This window comes from Lacrimispora brassicae, assembly GCF_054772055.1.
This window is the reverse complement of record NZ_BRYH01000044.1, coordinates 119,010-133,056: the sequence shown is the minus strand read 5'-3', so window position 1 is coordinate 133,056 and position 14,047 is coordinate 119,010. Positions and strand designations below refer to the sequence as shown.

13 protein-coding genes are annotated in these 14,047 nt (G+C 50.0%); 8 read left to right on the top strand and 5 right to left on the bottom strand.

Annotated elements, in window-relative coordinates:
- Positions 1-173 precede the first annotated feature (173 nt).
- Genes ACYVD3_RS20275 through ACYVD3_RS20265 form a run of 3 tightly spaced genes read right to left on the bottom strand, consistent with a single transcriptional unit; the run spans position 174 to position 3,368 of the window.
- Positions 174-1,910 (bottom strand): carbohydrate-binding domain-containing protein, encoded by a 1,737-nt coding sequence (locus ACYVD3_RS20275; protein ID WP_460644305.1) that lies wholly within the window; start codon positions 1,908-1,910, stop codon positions 174-176.
- 20 nt (positions 1,911-1,930) lie between these two features.
- Positions 1,931-2,608 carry a DUF4956 domain-containing protein gene (locus ACYVD3_RS20270; protein ID WP_460644304.1) on the bottom strand — a complete coding sequence of 226 codons (678 nt, stop codon included), beginning with the start codon at positions 2,606-2,608 and terminating at the stop codon, positions 1,931-1,933.
- A complete protein-coding gene (locus ACYVD3_RS20265; RefSeq protein WP_460644303.1) occupies positions 2,601-3,368 on the bottom strand; it encodes a VTC domain-containing protein in 768 nt (255 codons plus the stop codon). Before ACYVD3_RS20265 ends, ACYVD3_RS20270 begins: the two co-directional genes overlap by 8 nt.
- Positions 3,369-3,590: 222 nt before the next feature.
- Between ACYVD3_RS20265 and ACYVD3_RS20260 the strand changes: the two genes are divergently transcribed.
- The 8 genes from ACYVD3_RS20260 to ACYVD3_RS20225 all read left to right on the top strand — a co-directional run bounded on the left by ACYVD3_RS20260 (position 3,591) and on the right by ACYVD3_RS20225 (position 11,671).
- Positions 3,591-4,388 (top strand): AraC family transcriptional regulator, encoded by a 798-nt coding sequence (locus tag ACYVD3_RS20260; RefSeq protein ID WP_460644302.1) that lies wholly within the window; start codon positions 3,591-3,593, stop codon positions 4,386-4,388.
- Between the two features lie 175 nt (positions 4,389-4,563).
- Entirely contained in the window at positions 4,564-5,544 is a 981-nt protein-coding gene (locus tag ACYVD3_RS20255) for an iron-siderophore ABC transporter substrate-binding protein (RefSeq protein WP_460644301.1), read from the top strand.
- Entirely contained in the window at positions 5,541-6,578 is a 1,038-nt protein-coding gene (locus ACYVD3_RS20250) for a FecCD family ABC transporter permease (RefSeq protein WP_460644300.1), read from the top strand. Before ACYVD3_RS20255 ends, ACYVD3_RS20250 begins: the two co-directional genes overlap by 4 nt.
- Entirely contained in the window at positions 6,579-7,625 is a 1,047-nt protein-coding gene (locus ACYVD3_RS20245; protein ID WP_460644299.1) for a FecCD family ABC transporter permease, read from the top strand.
- 3 nt (positions 7,626-7,628) lie between these two features.
- Positions 7,629-8,411, top strand: a complete 783-nt coding sequence (locus ACYVD3_RS20240; protein WP_460644298.1) for an ABC transporter ATP-binding protein — start codon at positions 7,629-7,631, stop codon at positions 8,409-8,411.
- A 17-nt stretch (positions 8,412-8,428) separates the two neighbouring features.
- Positions 8,429-9,181, top strand: a complete 753-nt coding sequence (locus tag ACYVD3_RS20235; RefSeq protein ID WP_460644297.1) for a nucleotide-binding protein — start codon at positions 8,429-8,431, stop codon at positions 9,179-9,181.
- Complete coding sequence (locus ACYVD3_RS20230) at positions 9,178-10,461, top strand: nitrogenase component 1 (RefSeq protein ID WP_460644296.1); 1,284 nt, start codon at positions 9,178-9,180, stop codon at positions 10,459-10,461. Before ACYVD3_RS20235 ends, ACYVD3_RS20230 begins: the two co-directional genes overlap by 4 nt.
- Entirely contained in the window at positions 10,448-11,671 is a 1,224-nt protein-coding gene (locus ACYVD3_RS20225; protein ID WP_460644295.1) for a nitrogenase component 1, read from the top strand. Before ACYVD3_RS20230 ends, ACYVD3_RS20225 begins: the two co-directional genes overlap by 14 nt.
- An 85-nt stretch (positions 11,672-11,756) precedes the next feature.
- Here the strand turns inward: ACYVD3_RS20225 and ACYVD3_RS20220 are convergent, their stop codons facing one another.
- Both ACYVD3_RS20220 and ACYVD3_RS20215 read right to left on the bottom strand, forming a co-directional pair.
- Entirely contained in the window at positions 11,757-12,749 is a 993-nt protein-coding gene (locus ACYVD3_RS20220; RefSeq protein ID WP_460644294.1) for a hypothetical protein, read from the bottom strand.
- A 212-nt stretch (positions 12,750-12,961) separates the two neighbouring features.
- On the bottom strand, positions 12,962-14,035 hold the full coding sequence (locus ACYVD3_RS20215) for a PTS transporter subunit EIIC (protein ID WP_460644293.1): 1,074 nt from the start codon (positions 14,033-14,035) through the stop codon (positions 12,962-12,964).
- Positions 14,036-14,047: the final 12 nt, after the last annotated feature.

The following is a 14,047-nucleotide window of genomic DNA, read 5'->3' as shown; positions in this document are numbered from 1 at the left end:
ATATTTTTCCAGAGTATGGCTTTTTATGATCTCTCGGAATCTTAAGGGAATCTGCCGGAATTTTCCGGTTACCTTCATTCAGATATGGAAGGAACCTTTGCCAGGTGAGAGGGGAAAACCACCTGGCAAAAGCTCCTTCTATCCATTATGTATTTATTAATTTTAAGTTTTACTTATTCTTCCTGATCCTTCTTATCTTCAGGAAGGTCTTTCATGGATCCATTAGGCCTGGCTTCCCTGGTTTCTCCATCCGGGGCGAAATTGCCTTCCGGCATTTCTCCCGGTTCTCCCGGTCTTTCCCGCCTTTCTCCGGTTCCATTTCCGCCTCTGTTTCCACCCATATTCTGTTCCAAAGCTTCTCCTGACTGATTCAGGATTCCTGTCACCTGGATTGCCACCGTATCTTCTCCGGTGCGGATCTCATAAGTTTTTCCCGTTTCCAACAGAGGAGAACTAAAGATCAATACTGAAAACTCTTTATCCGGAGTAACCTGGGCAAGCTGTGTCCCGGAATCGTCTAAAATCTCCACGGCAGTTCCTGCCGCCTGCTTTTCTTCGTAATATTTTACTATGACCGGCTGACTGGACGTTTCGGAAAATACCTGGAACATCCCGGCATTGCCGACTCCTGTAAAGGTTCCGCCTGTAATCGTTCCTGTTCCGTTAAAATCCAGAATTCCATTTCCGCTGTTTTCCGGCCCTTCCACATAAATGGAGCCTCCTTCTACAAAAAGATCTCCGTTTGAATCAATTCCGTCTCCCAGGGCCTTTACACTCAAACTGCCGCCGGTGATCCGGATGTAAGCTCCTTCTGCCGATGCAAAAGGATCAGCTCCCATCGTTCCGGCATTTCCCGAAGAATCATTGCCGCCTGCTGCATTCAGCCCATCATCATCGGAAACCACCTTAATTTCTCCTCCGGTTATATCAATGCATAAGCCTTCCAGACCTTCATAGCTTTTGGTGATGTCAATGGTTCCGCCTGATATCTCTACCTGATTATCTCCATGGACGGCATCGTCTCCCGTTGATAAGACCAATGTTCCTGATGATATTTTCACATCTCCGTTGCTGTGGACCGCATCATCCACTGACTCCACGGCTATGTCTCCTCCTGCTATTTCCACCAGAGACGCTGCCTTAATGCCCTTTTCTCCTGCATTGATGGTGAAATTTCCGCCGCTGATTTTTACATATCCTTTTCCTTCATCAATATCATTGCTGGCCTGGATTCCGTCTCCGGCCGACGTTATGGCAAAGGTCCCGTTTTCTATTTCAACAGAATCCTTCCCCTTGATCCCGTCATTCACCGATTTGATCACATAGTTGCCTGACTTGATGGTAAGATCGTCCTTTCCTCTGATGGCTTCCTGATAATTTCCGTTGACATTCAATGTGCCCTCACCTTCCAGGACAAGATCACCCTTACAGAATATTGCCGCATCCGGTTCATTTTCTCCGGCCACAGAATAAGAGTATGAGGAACCGTCGGATACAGTGTTTTCTGTTCCATCTTCCAGAACGACGGTTAAAAGGCCGCACTGCTTACCATATATGGGGGAGAAATCCGAGCTTGCAATGGAAAAACTGTCCAGAATCACCGTAACCTCATCTTCACTTCCCGTATCGATCACAATCCTTCCGTCTCCCACGGTGCCGTTTAACCGGTAGGTTCCTGTAGCAGAAATCGTGACCACGTTTTCCGAAGCCTCTGCTCCGGTGCCTGCTACGGTAAACCCCTGGTCCGTTCCGGTAATGACCGTTTCTGTTCCATCTTCATTTTTTGCCTTTTGGCTTTCCGTATACCCGCTGTCTTTCTGACAGCCTGTCAGAAATGCCAGTCCAATAAATCCTGCTGCTAACAGTGCGCCCCGCTTCACCGGGTGCCCGCATCTTGTTTTTTTATTCATTTATTCTCCTCCTGAATTTCCTACAATTCCTCTTTGCCTTCCGGAACTCTTCCGCATACCACCGGCAGATTGCCGTTTCTGCATCGGATCTGGTCCAGCATTTCCTTTTCTTCATGCTCCGCTTTTAAATTCACCTGATAGCAAAGCTCGTAAAGACTTCCCATATTTACGGTCCTGACCCTGTTCAGTTGTACGCTTCTTGCGTACTTTGAAAATATGTCATCAAAAATCCCCATATAGTCAAGATTTTCCGGTATTGTAATTTTAAGCTCTCTCTTTGTAAAGCATTTTTTCCCCAGGGGAAGAGACACCAGAAGGATCATGGCCCCACCTATTACGACTGACATCATAACGGCCGCCCCCAGATATCCCATTCCTGCTGCAAGTCCCGCTGCCATGGCTAAAAATATACTGCCTATTTCCCTGGAATTTCCCGGCACAGAGCGGAACCGGACCAGACTGAAGGCTCCCATTACCGCTACCCCTGTTCCCAGATTGCCATTTACAATCGTAATAACCACCTGTACAATGGCCGGAAGCAATGCCAGCGTTACAATAAAATTTTTACTGTATGTATTTTTGAAGGTGTGAAGGACTGCTAAAAATGCTCCCAGTCCCAGGGATACAAGCATGCAGACCAGCAGATGGCCAATTGTCAGGGTGGAACTGGTTGTTTCTGTTAAAATACTGTTAAGCACAAAAAATCCCCCCTTCTGGAGCCTGCCCCAGGGCGAGCGCTCCTTGAAAGCGCGAACCCGAGGGCAAAATCTGGCTTTTATATAATATCTGTTTATAATACATGCCATATTTTGAAAATGATGCGGGATAGATTCCAAGCTGGGAAAACATGCGGCTCATCCATACAGGCATTGCTCCCGGGATTTTCACCTCCATCAGAACCTGGTTCTCATTTAAAATACATGTTCCAAAGTCCCCTTTTACCAGATCCAGTTCCTCGCTCCTGCACCGGATGTTCCGGTCAAAAGTAACTCTCAGTTCCCTGTTTTCATTTCCAAAAAATGCGGTCCTGTCATAAGCCACAAAAGCCATAGGCTTTAAATCATATAGTCCCATAACATAATTGATCTCCTTAAGAATCTGGCTGTCCTCGTTGGGGTATATGCCATAATAAAGATATTTTCTGGCTTCTGTCATGATCAGCGGCATTCTGCGCTTATATACGATCCCGTCATACTTCTTTTTTAGTTCCGCGTAAACCGTACTTCCTTCCTCCGGCTTTCCATATGCCCGAAGCCGGACCTTTTCCTTGTAATCCGGTTTTTCAGCCGAATGACGGATAAGCTCAAAATCTCTGGTATCAAAATAAATATTAGATATTGTATGTTTTCCGTAACAGTCTGCGGACATCCGCTTAACCAGTTCCCACTTCAATCCCTGATACTGAGCAAGAGTCAAGAGGTATTTTTTTTCATATCTTTTAAAAACTTCCTGTGCCATAGCCGCTGCCTCCTTTTCTTTTCTATGTGCTAATCCTATCACCTGCAACTGAAACGAACCTTAAAAAATACGGTTAAAACCGTGATATTTCTGTGAATTCCTTTTTCATAAAAGGGGACCTGTGGTATGATGACAGGGAAAGATCTTCTGCCAGACGAACCTTTCAATGTGATGTTACCTATACTTTTATTTATCTAAGGAATGTGATGTGGAGCTATGGCAATGGAACTAAATACGATTGTGGAGCATTTTGCAGCCACGCTTTTCCAAATACGGGGTGTTTACCGTTATAAAATACCGGCAGGAAGTAAAGGCATGGAAAAGACCGCTCCTTATCCGGGGTTTATATTCCCCCTTTCCGGCTGCGCCGAATACCAGTTTAATGATACGCCTTATCTCATCAAACCAGGAGTGGTTATCCATGGTTCAGCCAACACCCCCATGGGCAAACGTGTTATTGGAGACGGAGACTGGGAATTTGTTTCTGTTCTTTATGAAACCTTCAACGAATCACCTCTCATGAAATTGAGGAATACCCATTTCAGCTTAACAGTGGGGCAAAGTCCCCAGCTATACGATATGCTTTATCATCTGTATACAACCTCCAATCGTCCAGGCGGACTTGCGGCCTTTCAAACGGAAACCTTGTTCCGCCGGATGCTGGAAGAAACCTTTTTGTGTGTCAGGAATCAAACAAGGTACGGCGCACAGGAACTTTTTGAATCGGTATCGGAATACATCCATACCCACTACATGGATGGGTTAACCGTAAATTCACTGGCCAGTCAAAGCGGAGTCAATGAAAACCGGCTGTTTTACGTTTTTCAAAAGTATGCAGGCATGGGGCCGGCAGACTACCTGCGCACATACCGTCTGAACCGCGCCAGGGAACTGCTTGTCACAACCTCTATTCCCATCGGAACCATAGGGGAGCAAACAGGCTATCCGGATGCCCTGTATTTCAGCCGGATTTTTAAGAGACATTTTGGAGTGCCTCCAAGTAAATTCAGGGAAGAGTAAGCCGCCGGCACAGGGAAACGCCCATGTTTTTCCATGGACGTTTTTTTGTGCTGCAAACCATGATTCAGGATATGTCCATATAAATTGCGGATAAAGCCATTCCCATAAGCACTGTGGTCTGATATATTTAACCAGAAGTTAGTTTTACCTAACTAATAATTCAGGAGGTGCTACATTGAAAAAACATATCTCTATTTTACTTGCACTGCTTTTATCTGTGGGGCTTTTAACCGCTTGTTCAAAGGGACAGCAGCAGCCGGGGACTCCCCCGGAACCGTCAGAATCCGGAAAAGGGCAGGTTCCGGACATTTCCCAGGCGTCCCAATGGCCGCGTACCATTGTGGACGCCGGGGGCCATGAAATAACCCTGGCCATCCAGCCCAAACGAATCGCCATTCTCCACTCCAACTATCTGGAATACTTTTTTGCCCTTGGCACTCCGGTCACCGCTTCGGCAGGCGCTTCGGTGGGAACGGCGCAAAAGGCTCTGGAAACCTATGAAACACTGATTCCCTACGATGGAACGGCAGAAATCATGGATCTTGGAAGCGCACGGGAAATCAACCTGGAAGCGGTTTTGGAATCCCAGCCTGATGTGATCGTAACCTTTGCCGGGCACTCGGGTCTGGAGGAAATCTATGACCAGTTGAACCAGATCGCCTCTGTGGTGCTGGTGGACTTTAGTGACACATGGCAAAACCAAACCCGGGCCTGCGGGGAAATCGTGGGCAGGGAAGATGCAGCCGAAAAGATTATCAAGGAAACCGAGGATGCCATAACGTCAGCCCGTGAAGCGCTGGGCAAACAGGATAAAACCGTTGCTCTTTTCCGAACCAACGGAGGCAAGGCATTTGTTGCCCGGGGCAGCGGCAGTTATTACGATGCATTCGGCATCACTCCGCCCAAAGGATACACCTTCGGCTACGAGACCTTCTCCCTGGAAGCGGTGGCGGAAATGGACCCGGATTACATCATCTTCATGGACTATGTCGATACTGCCAAAGGATTTGTAAAATCCCAGGAAGCTTCATCTGTCTGGATGAATATGGACGCCGTTAAAAATGGAAATGTGGTTTATTTTGATGATTCCCTTAACACCTTTGGTCCCTTAGCCATGAGTTTAACTGCCCAAAAGCTGGTGCAGACAATCAAATGATGATCAATGACCGCAAATCCATGGAAAATGACAGCCACAGGCGTGTCATTCCCCTGCGCCCGCTCATTACTTACGGCATGATTGGGTTAATGCTTCTTCTGTGTATTTCCATCACCCAGGGCACTGCAAATATTTCTATAGGGACTGTTATTGATGCATTCACACACTTTGACAGCAGGAACACCCAGCACCTTATGATCCTAGACTTACGGCTGCCCAGAGTGCTCATCAGCGGGTTGATTGGTGCGGCTCTTGCCGTGGCAGGTGCAATTATGCAGGGAACCACCCGCAATCCCATGGCCGATTCAGGGCTTATGGGGATCAATGCGGGAGCAGGTTTTGCCATTGCATTATGCTTTGCATTTGCGCCGGGTATGAGCTATGGTAAGCTGATTGTTTTTGCCTTCCTGGGGGCGGCCCTTGGTGCGCTTTTAATTAACGGCATTGCCGCATCCCACAAAGGCAGAACCAGTCCTATGGGCCTGGTGCTGGCCGGTGCTGCGGTCAGCGCCCTTTTGTCGGCACTGAGCCAGGGAATCGCCCTGGGCTTTCAGGTGAGCAGGGATGTGCTGTTTTGGACCGTGGGCGGTGTGGCAAGCGTAACGTGGCAGCAGTTTTACATTCTTGCGCCTGTGGTTTCGGCTGCCCTCCTGGGCGGGGTTTTGCTTTCGCCCTATGTATCCGTACTGAATATGGGTGAGGATGTTGCCGCAGGGCTTGGACTTAACACGCCCCTTATCCAGTGTCTCTGCACCATTGCAGTGCTCGCTTTGGCAGGTGTTTCCGTGTCAGTGGTAGGGTCAGTTTCCTTTGTGGGGCTTATCATTCCCCATGCCGCACGGTTTCTGGTGGGCGTGGACTATAAAAAAATCATCCCCTCCTCCGCTGTTCTTGGCGCTCTGCTGCTGGTTCTGGCAGATTTGGGAGCAAGGACGGTAAACCCGCCTTTTGAGGTGCCCTTAGGCGTTATCACCTCCCTCATGGGCGTTCCCTTCTTCCTTTATCTGTCCCATAAAACAAGGAGGGGTGCTTAAATGATGCAGAAAAAAACAAACCCATACATAAGAAAAACCATGGTGCGTAACACAGTGGTAATAGGGACATGCTTATCACTTCTCATCCTGTCTGCGCTTATAAGCCTGAACACCGGCTACAGCAGGCTGTCTCCCTCAGAGGTCCTCCGCGCCATGATAGGGGGCGGCAGGGAAAAAGAGAACCTGATCCTGTTCTCCTTCCGCCTTCCCCGCATTGCCCTTTCCATGCTGGTGGGGGCCGGACTGGCGGTATCCGGCTGTCTTTTGCAGGGAGTCACAAAAAATCCCCTGGCAGATCCCGGGCTGCTGGGCATCCATTCAGGTGCAGGGCTTATGGTGGTGCTTTATGTGCTTTTCGTTGGCCCCCAGTCTTCCCTGGCGGTTTTCACGCTTCCTGTTCTGGCCCTGGTGGGGGCAGGCGGCGCGGCAGCTCTGGTCTATTTCCTTGCCTGGAAAAAAGGCCCAGGTTTATCGCCTGTATCCATGGTGATGACCGGCATTGCGGTCCAGGCAGGGTTGTCCGCCCTGACCACCCTGCTGGTGGTTAAGCTTGATGATACCCAGTACGCCTTTGTTTCCTCGTGGCAGACGGGAAGCATCTGGGGTGCCAACTGGATGTTTGTACTGGCCCTTCTGCCCTGGCTGTGTATCCTGTTTCCCGCCTCCCTGTGCAAAGCAGGGATCCTGGATGTTATGAACCTTGGGGATGAAACCGCAGCCGGACTTGGCGTTTCCGTGAACAAGGAGCGGAGAAAGCTTCTGCTTATGGCGGCAGCCCTTGCCGGCGCCTGTGTTTCCGTAAGCGGCAGCATCAGCTTTGTGGGGCTTATGGCCCCCCACATCACCCGCCGCATGGTAGAGCCCAGACATGGCATCGCCCTTCCTGTATGCGCTCTGCTGGGGGCACTGCTGGTATCGGCGGCGGATACCATTGCACGAGTTGTCATCCAGCCGTCATCATTGCCCACAGGTGTCGTGGTATCCATAATCGGCGCGCCCTACTTTATATACCTGCTGTCCCGGCGGGAAAAAGAAACGAGGGGATAAAAAATGAACGCAATAGCAACAAAAGAATTAAGGCTGGCCTATGACGGACATCAGGTGGTGGACTGTCTGGATCTGATGATTCCCCAGGGGAAAGTCACTTCCCTTATAGGGCCTAACGGCTGCGGGAAATCCACCATATTAAAAGCGGCCGGACGCATATTGAAACCCCAAAAAGGCTGGGTGCTGCTTAACGGCTGCGATATCCAGGCCCTTCCCACAAGGGAGGTGGCAAAACAGATGTCCATATTGCCCCAGACACCCACTGCCCCTGCCGGACTGACTGTAAGGGAACTTGTGTCCTATGGGCGCTTCCCCCTCCGCAAGGGATGGGGGAAGTTGAAAAAAGAAGATGAAGACATGATCACCTGGGCGCTGGAAGTGACCCGGCTCTCCGGTTTGGAAACAGCGGCGGTTGATGCCCTCTCCGGCGGGCAGCGGCAAAGAGTGTGGATTGCCATGGCTCTTGCCCAGGAGACCGATCTGATTTTGCTGGACGAGCCAACCACCTACTTAGACATGGCCTATCAGCTTGAGGTGCTGGAGCTGTTAGAACAGCTTAACAGAGAACGGAATTGTACCATTGCCATGGTGCTCCATGACTTAAACCTGGCCTCCCGCTTTTCGGATTTTCTGGTGGCCATCCGGGATGGAAGCATTGTTGCACAAGGTACGCCGGAGGAAATCATGACACCAGGGGTCTTGCAGGAAACCTTCCATATCGATGCAGAAATAGCCGCCGATCCCCGTACCGGCAGGCCTGCCTGCATCTCATACCATTTGATTTAATAAGGGGGTTTAATACTATGAAACGAATTGCAATTTATGGCAAAGGCGGTATTGGAAAGTCAACTACAGTTTCCAACCTGTCGGCTGCCATGGCAAAAATGGGGCTTACGGTTCTGCAAATCGGCTGTGACCCCAAAGCAGATTCCACCCGCAACTTAACGGGCGGGAAAAACATCCCAACGGTTCTTGACACTTTGCGGGATAAGGGAGATGTGGCGCTTGACGATATTGTGTTTAAAAGCAGTACCGGTGTTTTATGTGTGGAATCCGGCGGGCCGGTTCCAGGCGTGGGATGCGCCGGCCGGGGCATCATCACCGCATTTGAAAAGCTGGAAGAGCTGGATGCCTATGCCGTGTATTCTCCTGACGTGGTGCTGTATGACGTATTGGGTGATGTGGTTTGCGGAGGGTTTGCCATGCCCATCCGGGGCGGTTACGCTGAAGAAGTGTGCATTGTCACTTCCGGCGAAATGATGAGCCTGTACGCTGCCTCCAATATTTCCCAGGCGGTCAAAAGCTTTGCCCCCAGAGGCTACGCCGGCCTGAGAGGCCTGATTTTCAACGCAAAAAACTTTGAAGGCGAGGAAGGGCTTGTACAAAAAGCCGCCGATGAAATAGACACCTCCATCCTGTTTCACCTCCCACGGGATCCCCATGTGCAGCGTTCGGAAGAACAGGGCAAAACAGTGGTCGAGGCATTTCCTGACAGCCCTATGGCAAAGAGCTATCAGGACCTGGCCCGTCTGCTTCTGGAAGGAGGGCTGTCATGAACGATATCAAGCATTTAAAATGCCTTTCGGCTGTCAGGAGCATGACGGCTGTCCGCCAACTGACACCTGCTGCCTTTCCCGGCGTCCACTGCCCTATGCACACGGCACTGTCCCTGGCATCTAAAATAAGAGGTGTGTCTACGCTCATTATGGGCACCGCCGAATGCGGATACTACAGCCGCAGCATCCCCCTCTTCTCCCCTTATGGGGAAGAAGCTTTGCATTGGAATTACGTCCTGGACAGCAAAGAGGTGGTGTTTGGATTCCAAAAAGGGCTGATGGACGCCATCCGGGAAATGGATGCATCAGGGGCAAGGCTCATTTTGCTCCTTTCCACCTGTGTGCCGGAGCTCATTGGCCTTGACGTGGAAAGCATCTGCTATGAAATACAGCCAAAGGTAAAAGCAAAGCTCATTCACCTTCCCCTTGGGAACTTTAAATGCGGCGGCTACGAACCTGGATATTGGAAAACCCTTCTGGCAATGGGAAAGACCATTGAAAAGGCCGTCAATAAGGGAACAACCGTCAATGTCCTTGGCCGCAGCGCCCTGGAGGAACATGTTCCCATGCCTCATCTGATTGCATTTTTAGAACGCCAGGGCGTGCCTCTGCGCTTTTTGGCCCCGGATTCCTCCCTGGACGACTTTATATCCTCCGGGGAGGCAAGGCTGAACCTGGTCCTTTCCCCATTTATGGATCCTCTGGCCCATTGGATGGCAAAGGAGCATGACATCCCCTTTGTCAGCCTCCATGACGTTTACAATGTCCTGGAGATAGAACACACTTATTCACAGATCGGGCAGCATTTGAGTATGGACATGGCACATGAGTTTGCAGGACAGAGGAAAGAAGGGAACAAGGCGCAGAAGGCAGCGGCGGCCCGGCTAAAAAACCTGCAGTATATCAGCGCAAACTTAGGAACGGTTCAGCCCCTGCCCCTGTCGGCATATTTATGGGATCTGGGAATGTCTCCCATCATGATACACCTGCCGGAATTTTATCCATCTGACACACAATGGAAAGATAAGCTCACCGGGAAGGATATAAACCCCATTATCTGCCTGATGCTCAATGAGGAGGCAGACAGGCAGATCATTGAAGCATTGTGCCCTGACTTGGTAATGGGCGATTGGGGCGGCAGGGGCCAAAGCGATCCGCCCAGTGTTCCCCTGCTGGACTTATACGGTCACATTGGGTATGAACGAACCATTGTCCTGCTGGAACGCATTACAAGGGCACTTGGAATAAGAAAGGAGGAATGGGCCAATGGGACTGTATAAAACAGCACCGCCTTTGTCCGGGAGGATGGGCGCACTTTGGTGTTTGTCCGGTATCGCCCAGTCGGCCGTGGTAGAATTTGGCTGTATGGGGCATATGGCCTACGGAAGGACCTTCCTTCACCGGATGGGTTCTTTTGGCGGAAAGCTCTATTCAACCCATATTGGAGAAACCGATATTGCCATGGGTGACACCAGCCGCCTGACACGCGCAGTGGAATGGATCTCAGAAACCCAGGGCATAAAAACGATCTTCCTGCTGCCCTCCTCCGTGCCGGAGGTGATTGGAATCGACTTGAAGGCCCTGGCCCAGGAGCTGTCACCTCAATTTCCTGACATACGTCTGATCCCACTGACTGCAGGGGGATTTGATGTGGGCGGACACAAGGGGGTGGAATTGACTCTTTTAGAGCTTTGCAAAACCTTCCCAAAGGAAATGCCCAAAAGAGAGCGGCCCTCCTTTAACATCATCGGCTCCTGTGCAGACATGTTTCGTTTTCATGCTGATGCCGCTGAGATCGCCCGGCTGGCGTCAGGCGCCTTGGGAATGGAACATTTGTGCACAATGACCTCCGGCACAAGCATCTCCCAACTGGAAACAATGGGAGCAGCTCATTTGAACTTCGTCATTCGCCGGGAGGGGGAAGCCGCCGCAAAATATCTTAAAGAGCGCTTTGGCACACCTTATCTGATGGCACGTCCCTACGGAATACAGGGAACCCTTGACTGGCTGGAGTCTGGGGCAGCCCTGTGGGGCCGGTCCGCCAACAAGGCATTTATCCGCCAGGAAAAAGAAGATGCACTGGAGCAGATAGCGCCCATGCAGGCTGTGCTGGGCCGTTTTTTCCGGGTCCACAGGGAGGAAAACCGGCTGATCCTTGCCGGACATGCCGATGTAGTGCCTGGAATTTGGGCATACGGGAAAGAATGTTTTGGTTTTGCACAAGCCGATTGTTATTGCGACTGTCCTCATATGACAGGTCCTCATATGGCCTATCTGGATGATGGGGCCAAGGAGAGGATTGCCAGGGATTCAAGGGGCTTCCTTATGGGCAGCGGCGAGCTGCTGCGTATGGCTAAAAGAGACCAGAGCCTGCAGATTGCAGTGCCTGATGACATCTGGCGCCATTCCTATGAGCCTCCCCTTGTGGGGTTCCGGGGAGCGGTGAATCTGGCGGCTGTGTGGGCCAATGAAATGATGAGGCTGCACTGACACACATCCATTTTTCCGGCATACGAAAGGACAGGCAGATAAACCGCCTGTCCTTTTTGCCTTCTTCCTTATTCCGTCTGTTTTATCACTGGACCCACGCTCCGTCGCTTCCTACATAATACCCGTCCGGAGTTGCCCTACTTGTGACCATTGCTCCGTCTTCTCCGCAATAATACCATTTTGAGTTCCAATTGATCCAGCCTATAACCATATATCCGGTCTGGTTGAAATAATACCAGCACTGATCGATATACTGCCAGTTGCTGACGGTATAGCTTCTGTCTCCATTGCAATACCACCATCCTGTGCTGTCCTTCAGCCATGCGCCGGCTCCTGTGCCGCTTCCCGGCCCTGAAACGCCGGCAGAACTTCCGGAGGAACTGATTTCCTCTGCCTCATCAGAGGAAACATACCAACTGTCCGATTCCTCCCAACTGCCTTTATTGGAGGAGTTATACACTCCCCGCACCTTAAAGGAATAATACCCGCTCTTAGTTATATAGCCTGAAAAATCGTAGGTGGTATAGGAAGTCGTAAGTACAGAAGTCACTGCAGTGCTTCCCCTGTAAAGGCGCACCTCATATTTACTGGCATCCTGGCTTTCCTCCCAGGAGGCTGTGCCATTTCCTTCATCCCACTCTAAGTTGTCCACATCCAGCTCATAGTCATTATCCTCCTCATCCAAAGCATCCAGTGTTATATACACAATCAGTTCACTGCTGCTCCTGCTGACGGAGCTGACCGTTCCGTCGGAACCGCTGAGACTTACGCTGCTTTTGGAAAAGCCTGAAGCAAAATAATAATCGTCTTCTGCTTCCAAAGTAACCTTTAATTTAGGCTTATCTCCGTCCTCCCATTGGTCATCCGGAATATTTGTAACCACAACATCTTCAATACTGAATTTGCTGGAACCCGAAGTGACTGTTACATCACTGTCACTGTCTCCAGCCTCAATCTCTGACGATATGTAAAGGGAAACACTGCTGACGGGGGTCCCTGTTGCTGCCAGCGCTGTCATTGGAACGGCTGATAAAACAGCGGCTGTGATGAATGCTGCACACCTCTTTAACATATACATATAAATTCCTCCTCATTTCATTTTAACTCAAATTCAATCTCTTCTTCTTTTTTACCACGTAAAGCTGAAACAAACCTTAATTTTTCAACCGGTAATTGTGATTTTTTTATGAATTTTAAAATGAATATGAAAAGTTAAGGCACATTTCTTTCATCAACCGGCTTTTTAACCTGTTCCATCCTGGCCTGTTAAGTCCTGGCCTGCCCCGGTCCTTAGACGGCGGGCCCCTCCACTTTCTGGAAAATCGTCAGCAAAAATGCCGTTAAAAATCCAACAAGGCAGCTTACAACAAACAAACCAAATCCCTTTCCCAGAAAAACAGGCAATGTAACAAGACTTGGAAATGCAAAGGTCATGGCCTGGGCTCCTGAAAGTCCTGCTACGGCGCCGCCCACTCCTCCGCCGACGCATACTGCGATCATAGGCTTCTTTAGGGGCAGATTCACGCCGAACATGGCCGATTCCGTAACTCCAAAGCAGGCAGACAATACAGCGGACAGGCAGAGGGACCGGAACTTTTTATCCCTGCTTTTCAAACACACCGCAAGGGCCGCACCTGCCTGGGCAAATACTGCCGGCCCGATTAAGGCCAGTATGGTATCAGAGCCCTTCACAGAAATGTTGTTCATCGCCACCAGTACAAAGCTCCAGTGGAAGCCAAAAATGACCATTGGCTGGATCACTGCTCCCAAAATCCCTCCTGCAATCATAGGGCTGATTTCATATACAAATTCATAAGCTGCCGCCAGTCCATCCCCAATTACATTCCCTATGGGCCCGAATACGAACAAGGTGACCAGTCCAACTGTCACAATGCAGATCAAAGGAGCCAGAAAGCTTTTGATCAGATCCGGCAATATTTTATATACCAACCGTTCCACATATACAAGCAGTCCCACTGCAAGAATGATGGGGATCACGCCGGAATGGTAGATAACCGCCTTCATGGGAATTCCTGCAAAAAGGATGTTAGTGCCTGACTCAAATACTGCCGTTAAGGAAGGATACAAAAGCACGCCTCCAATGACCACTGCAGTAAAGGGGTCTGCACCAAACTTTTTAGCTGCGGTAAATGCCAGAACCATTGGCAGAAAATAAAACAGGCTGTCTGCCATGGCATTCAGCACCAAATAAGTCTCACTTGTTCCCGGCACAATATTGGCTGCTGTGAGAATGGCCAATATACCTTTTAATATACCTGCCGCGCTTAACAGGTTGATGATAGGAAGAAAAATTCCGGAAATCCCATCGATCACAACATTAATCATAGACTTTTTCTCTCTCATGCGTACTCTCCT

Bases quoted from the DNA above. Each gene is read 5' to 3' on its own strand.
- ACYVD3_RS20275 (WP_460644305.1), bottom strand. From the start codon at position 1,910: ATGAATAAAAAAACAAGATGCGGGCACCCGGTGAAGCGGGGCGCACTG.
- ACYVD3_RS20265 (WP_460644303.1), bottom strand. From the start codon at position 3,368: ATGGCACAGGAAGTTTTTAAAAGATATGAAAAAAAATACCTCTTGACT.
- ACYVD3_RS20260 (WP_460644302.1), top strand. From the start codon at position 3,591: ATGGAACTAAATACGATTGTGGAGCATTTTGCAGCCACGCTTTTCCAA.
- ACYVD3_RS20250 (WP_460644300.1), top strand. From the start codon at position 5,541: ATGATGATCAATGACCGCAAATCCATGGAAAATGACAGCCACAGGCGT.
- ACYVD3_RS20245 (WP_460644299.1), top strand. From the start codon at position 6,579: ATGATGCAGAAAAAAACAAACCCATACATAAGAAAAACCATGGTGCGT.
- ACYVD3_RS20240 (WP_460644298.1), top strand. From the start codon at position 7,629: ATGAACGCAATAGCAACAAAAGAATTAAGGCTGGCCTATGACGGACAT.
- ACYVD3_RS20235 (WP_460644297.1), top strand. From the start codon at position 8,429: ATGAAACGAATTGCAATTTATGGCAAAGGCGGTATTGGAAAGTCAACT.
- ACYVD3_RS20230 (WP_460644296.1), top strand. From the start codon at position 9,178: ATGAACGATATCAAGCATTTAAAATGCCTTTCGGCTGTCAGGAGCATG.
- ACYVD3_RS20225 (WP_460644295.1), top strand. From the start codon at position 10,448: ATGGGACTGTATAAAACAGCACCGCCTTTGTCCGGGAGGATGGGCGCA.
- ACYVD3_RS20220 (WP_460644294.1), bottom strand. From the start codon at position 12,749: ATGTATATGTTAAAGAGGTGTGCAGCATTCATCACAGCCGCTGTTTTA.
- ACYVD3_RS20215 (WP_460644293.1), bottom strand. From the start codon at position 14,035: ATGAGAGAGAAAAAGTCTATGATTAATGTTGTGATCGATGGGATTTCC.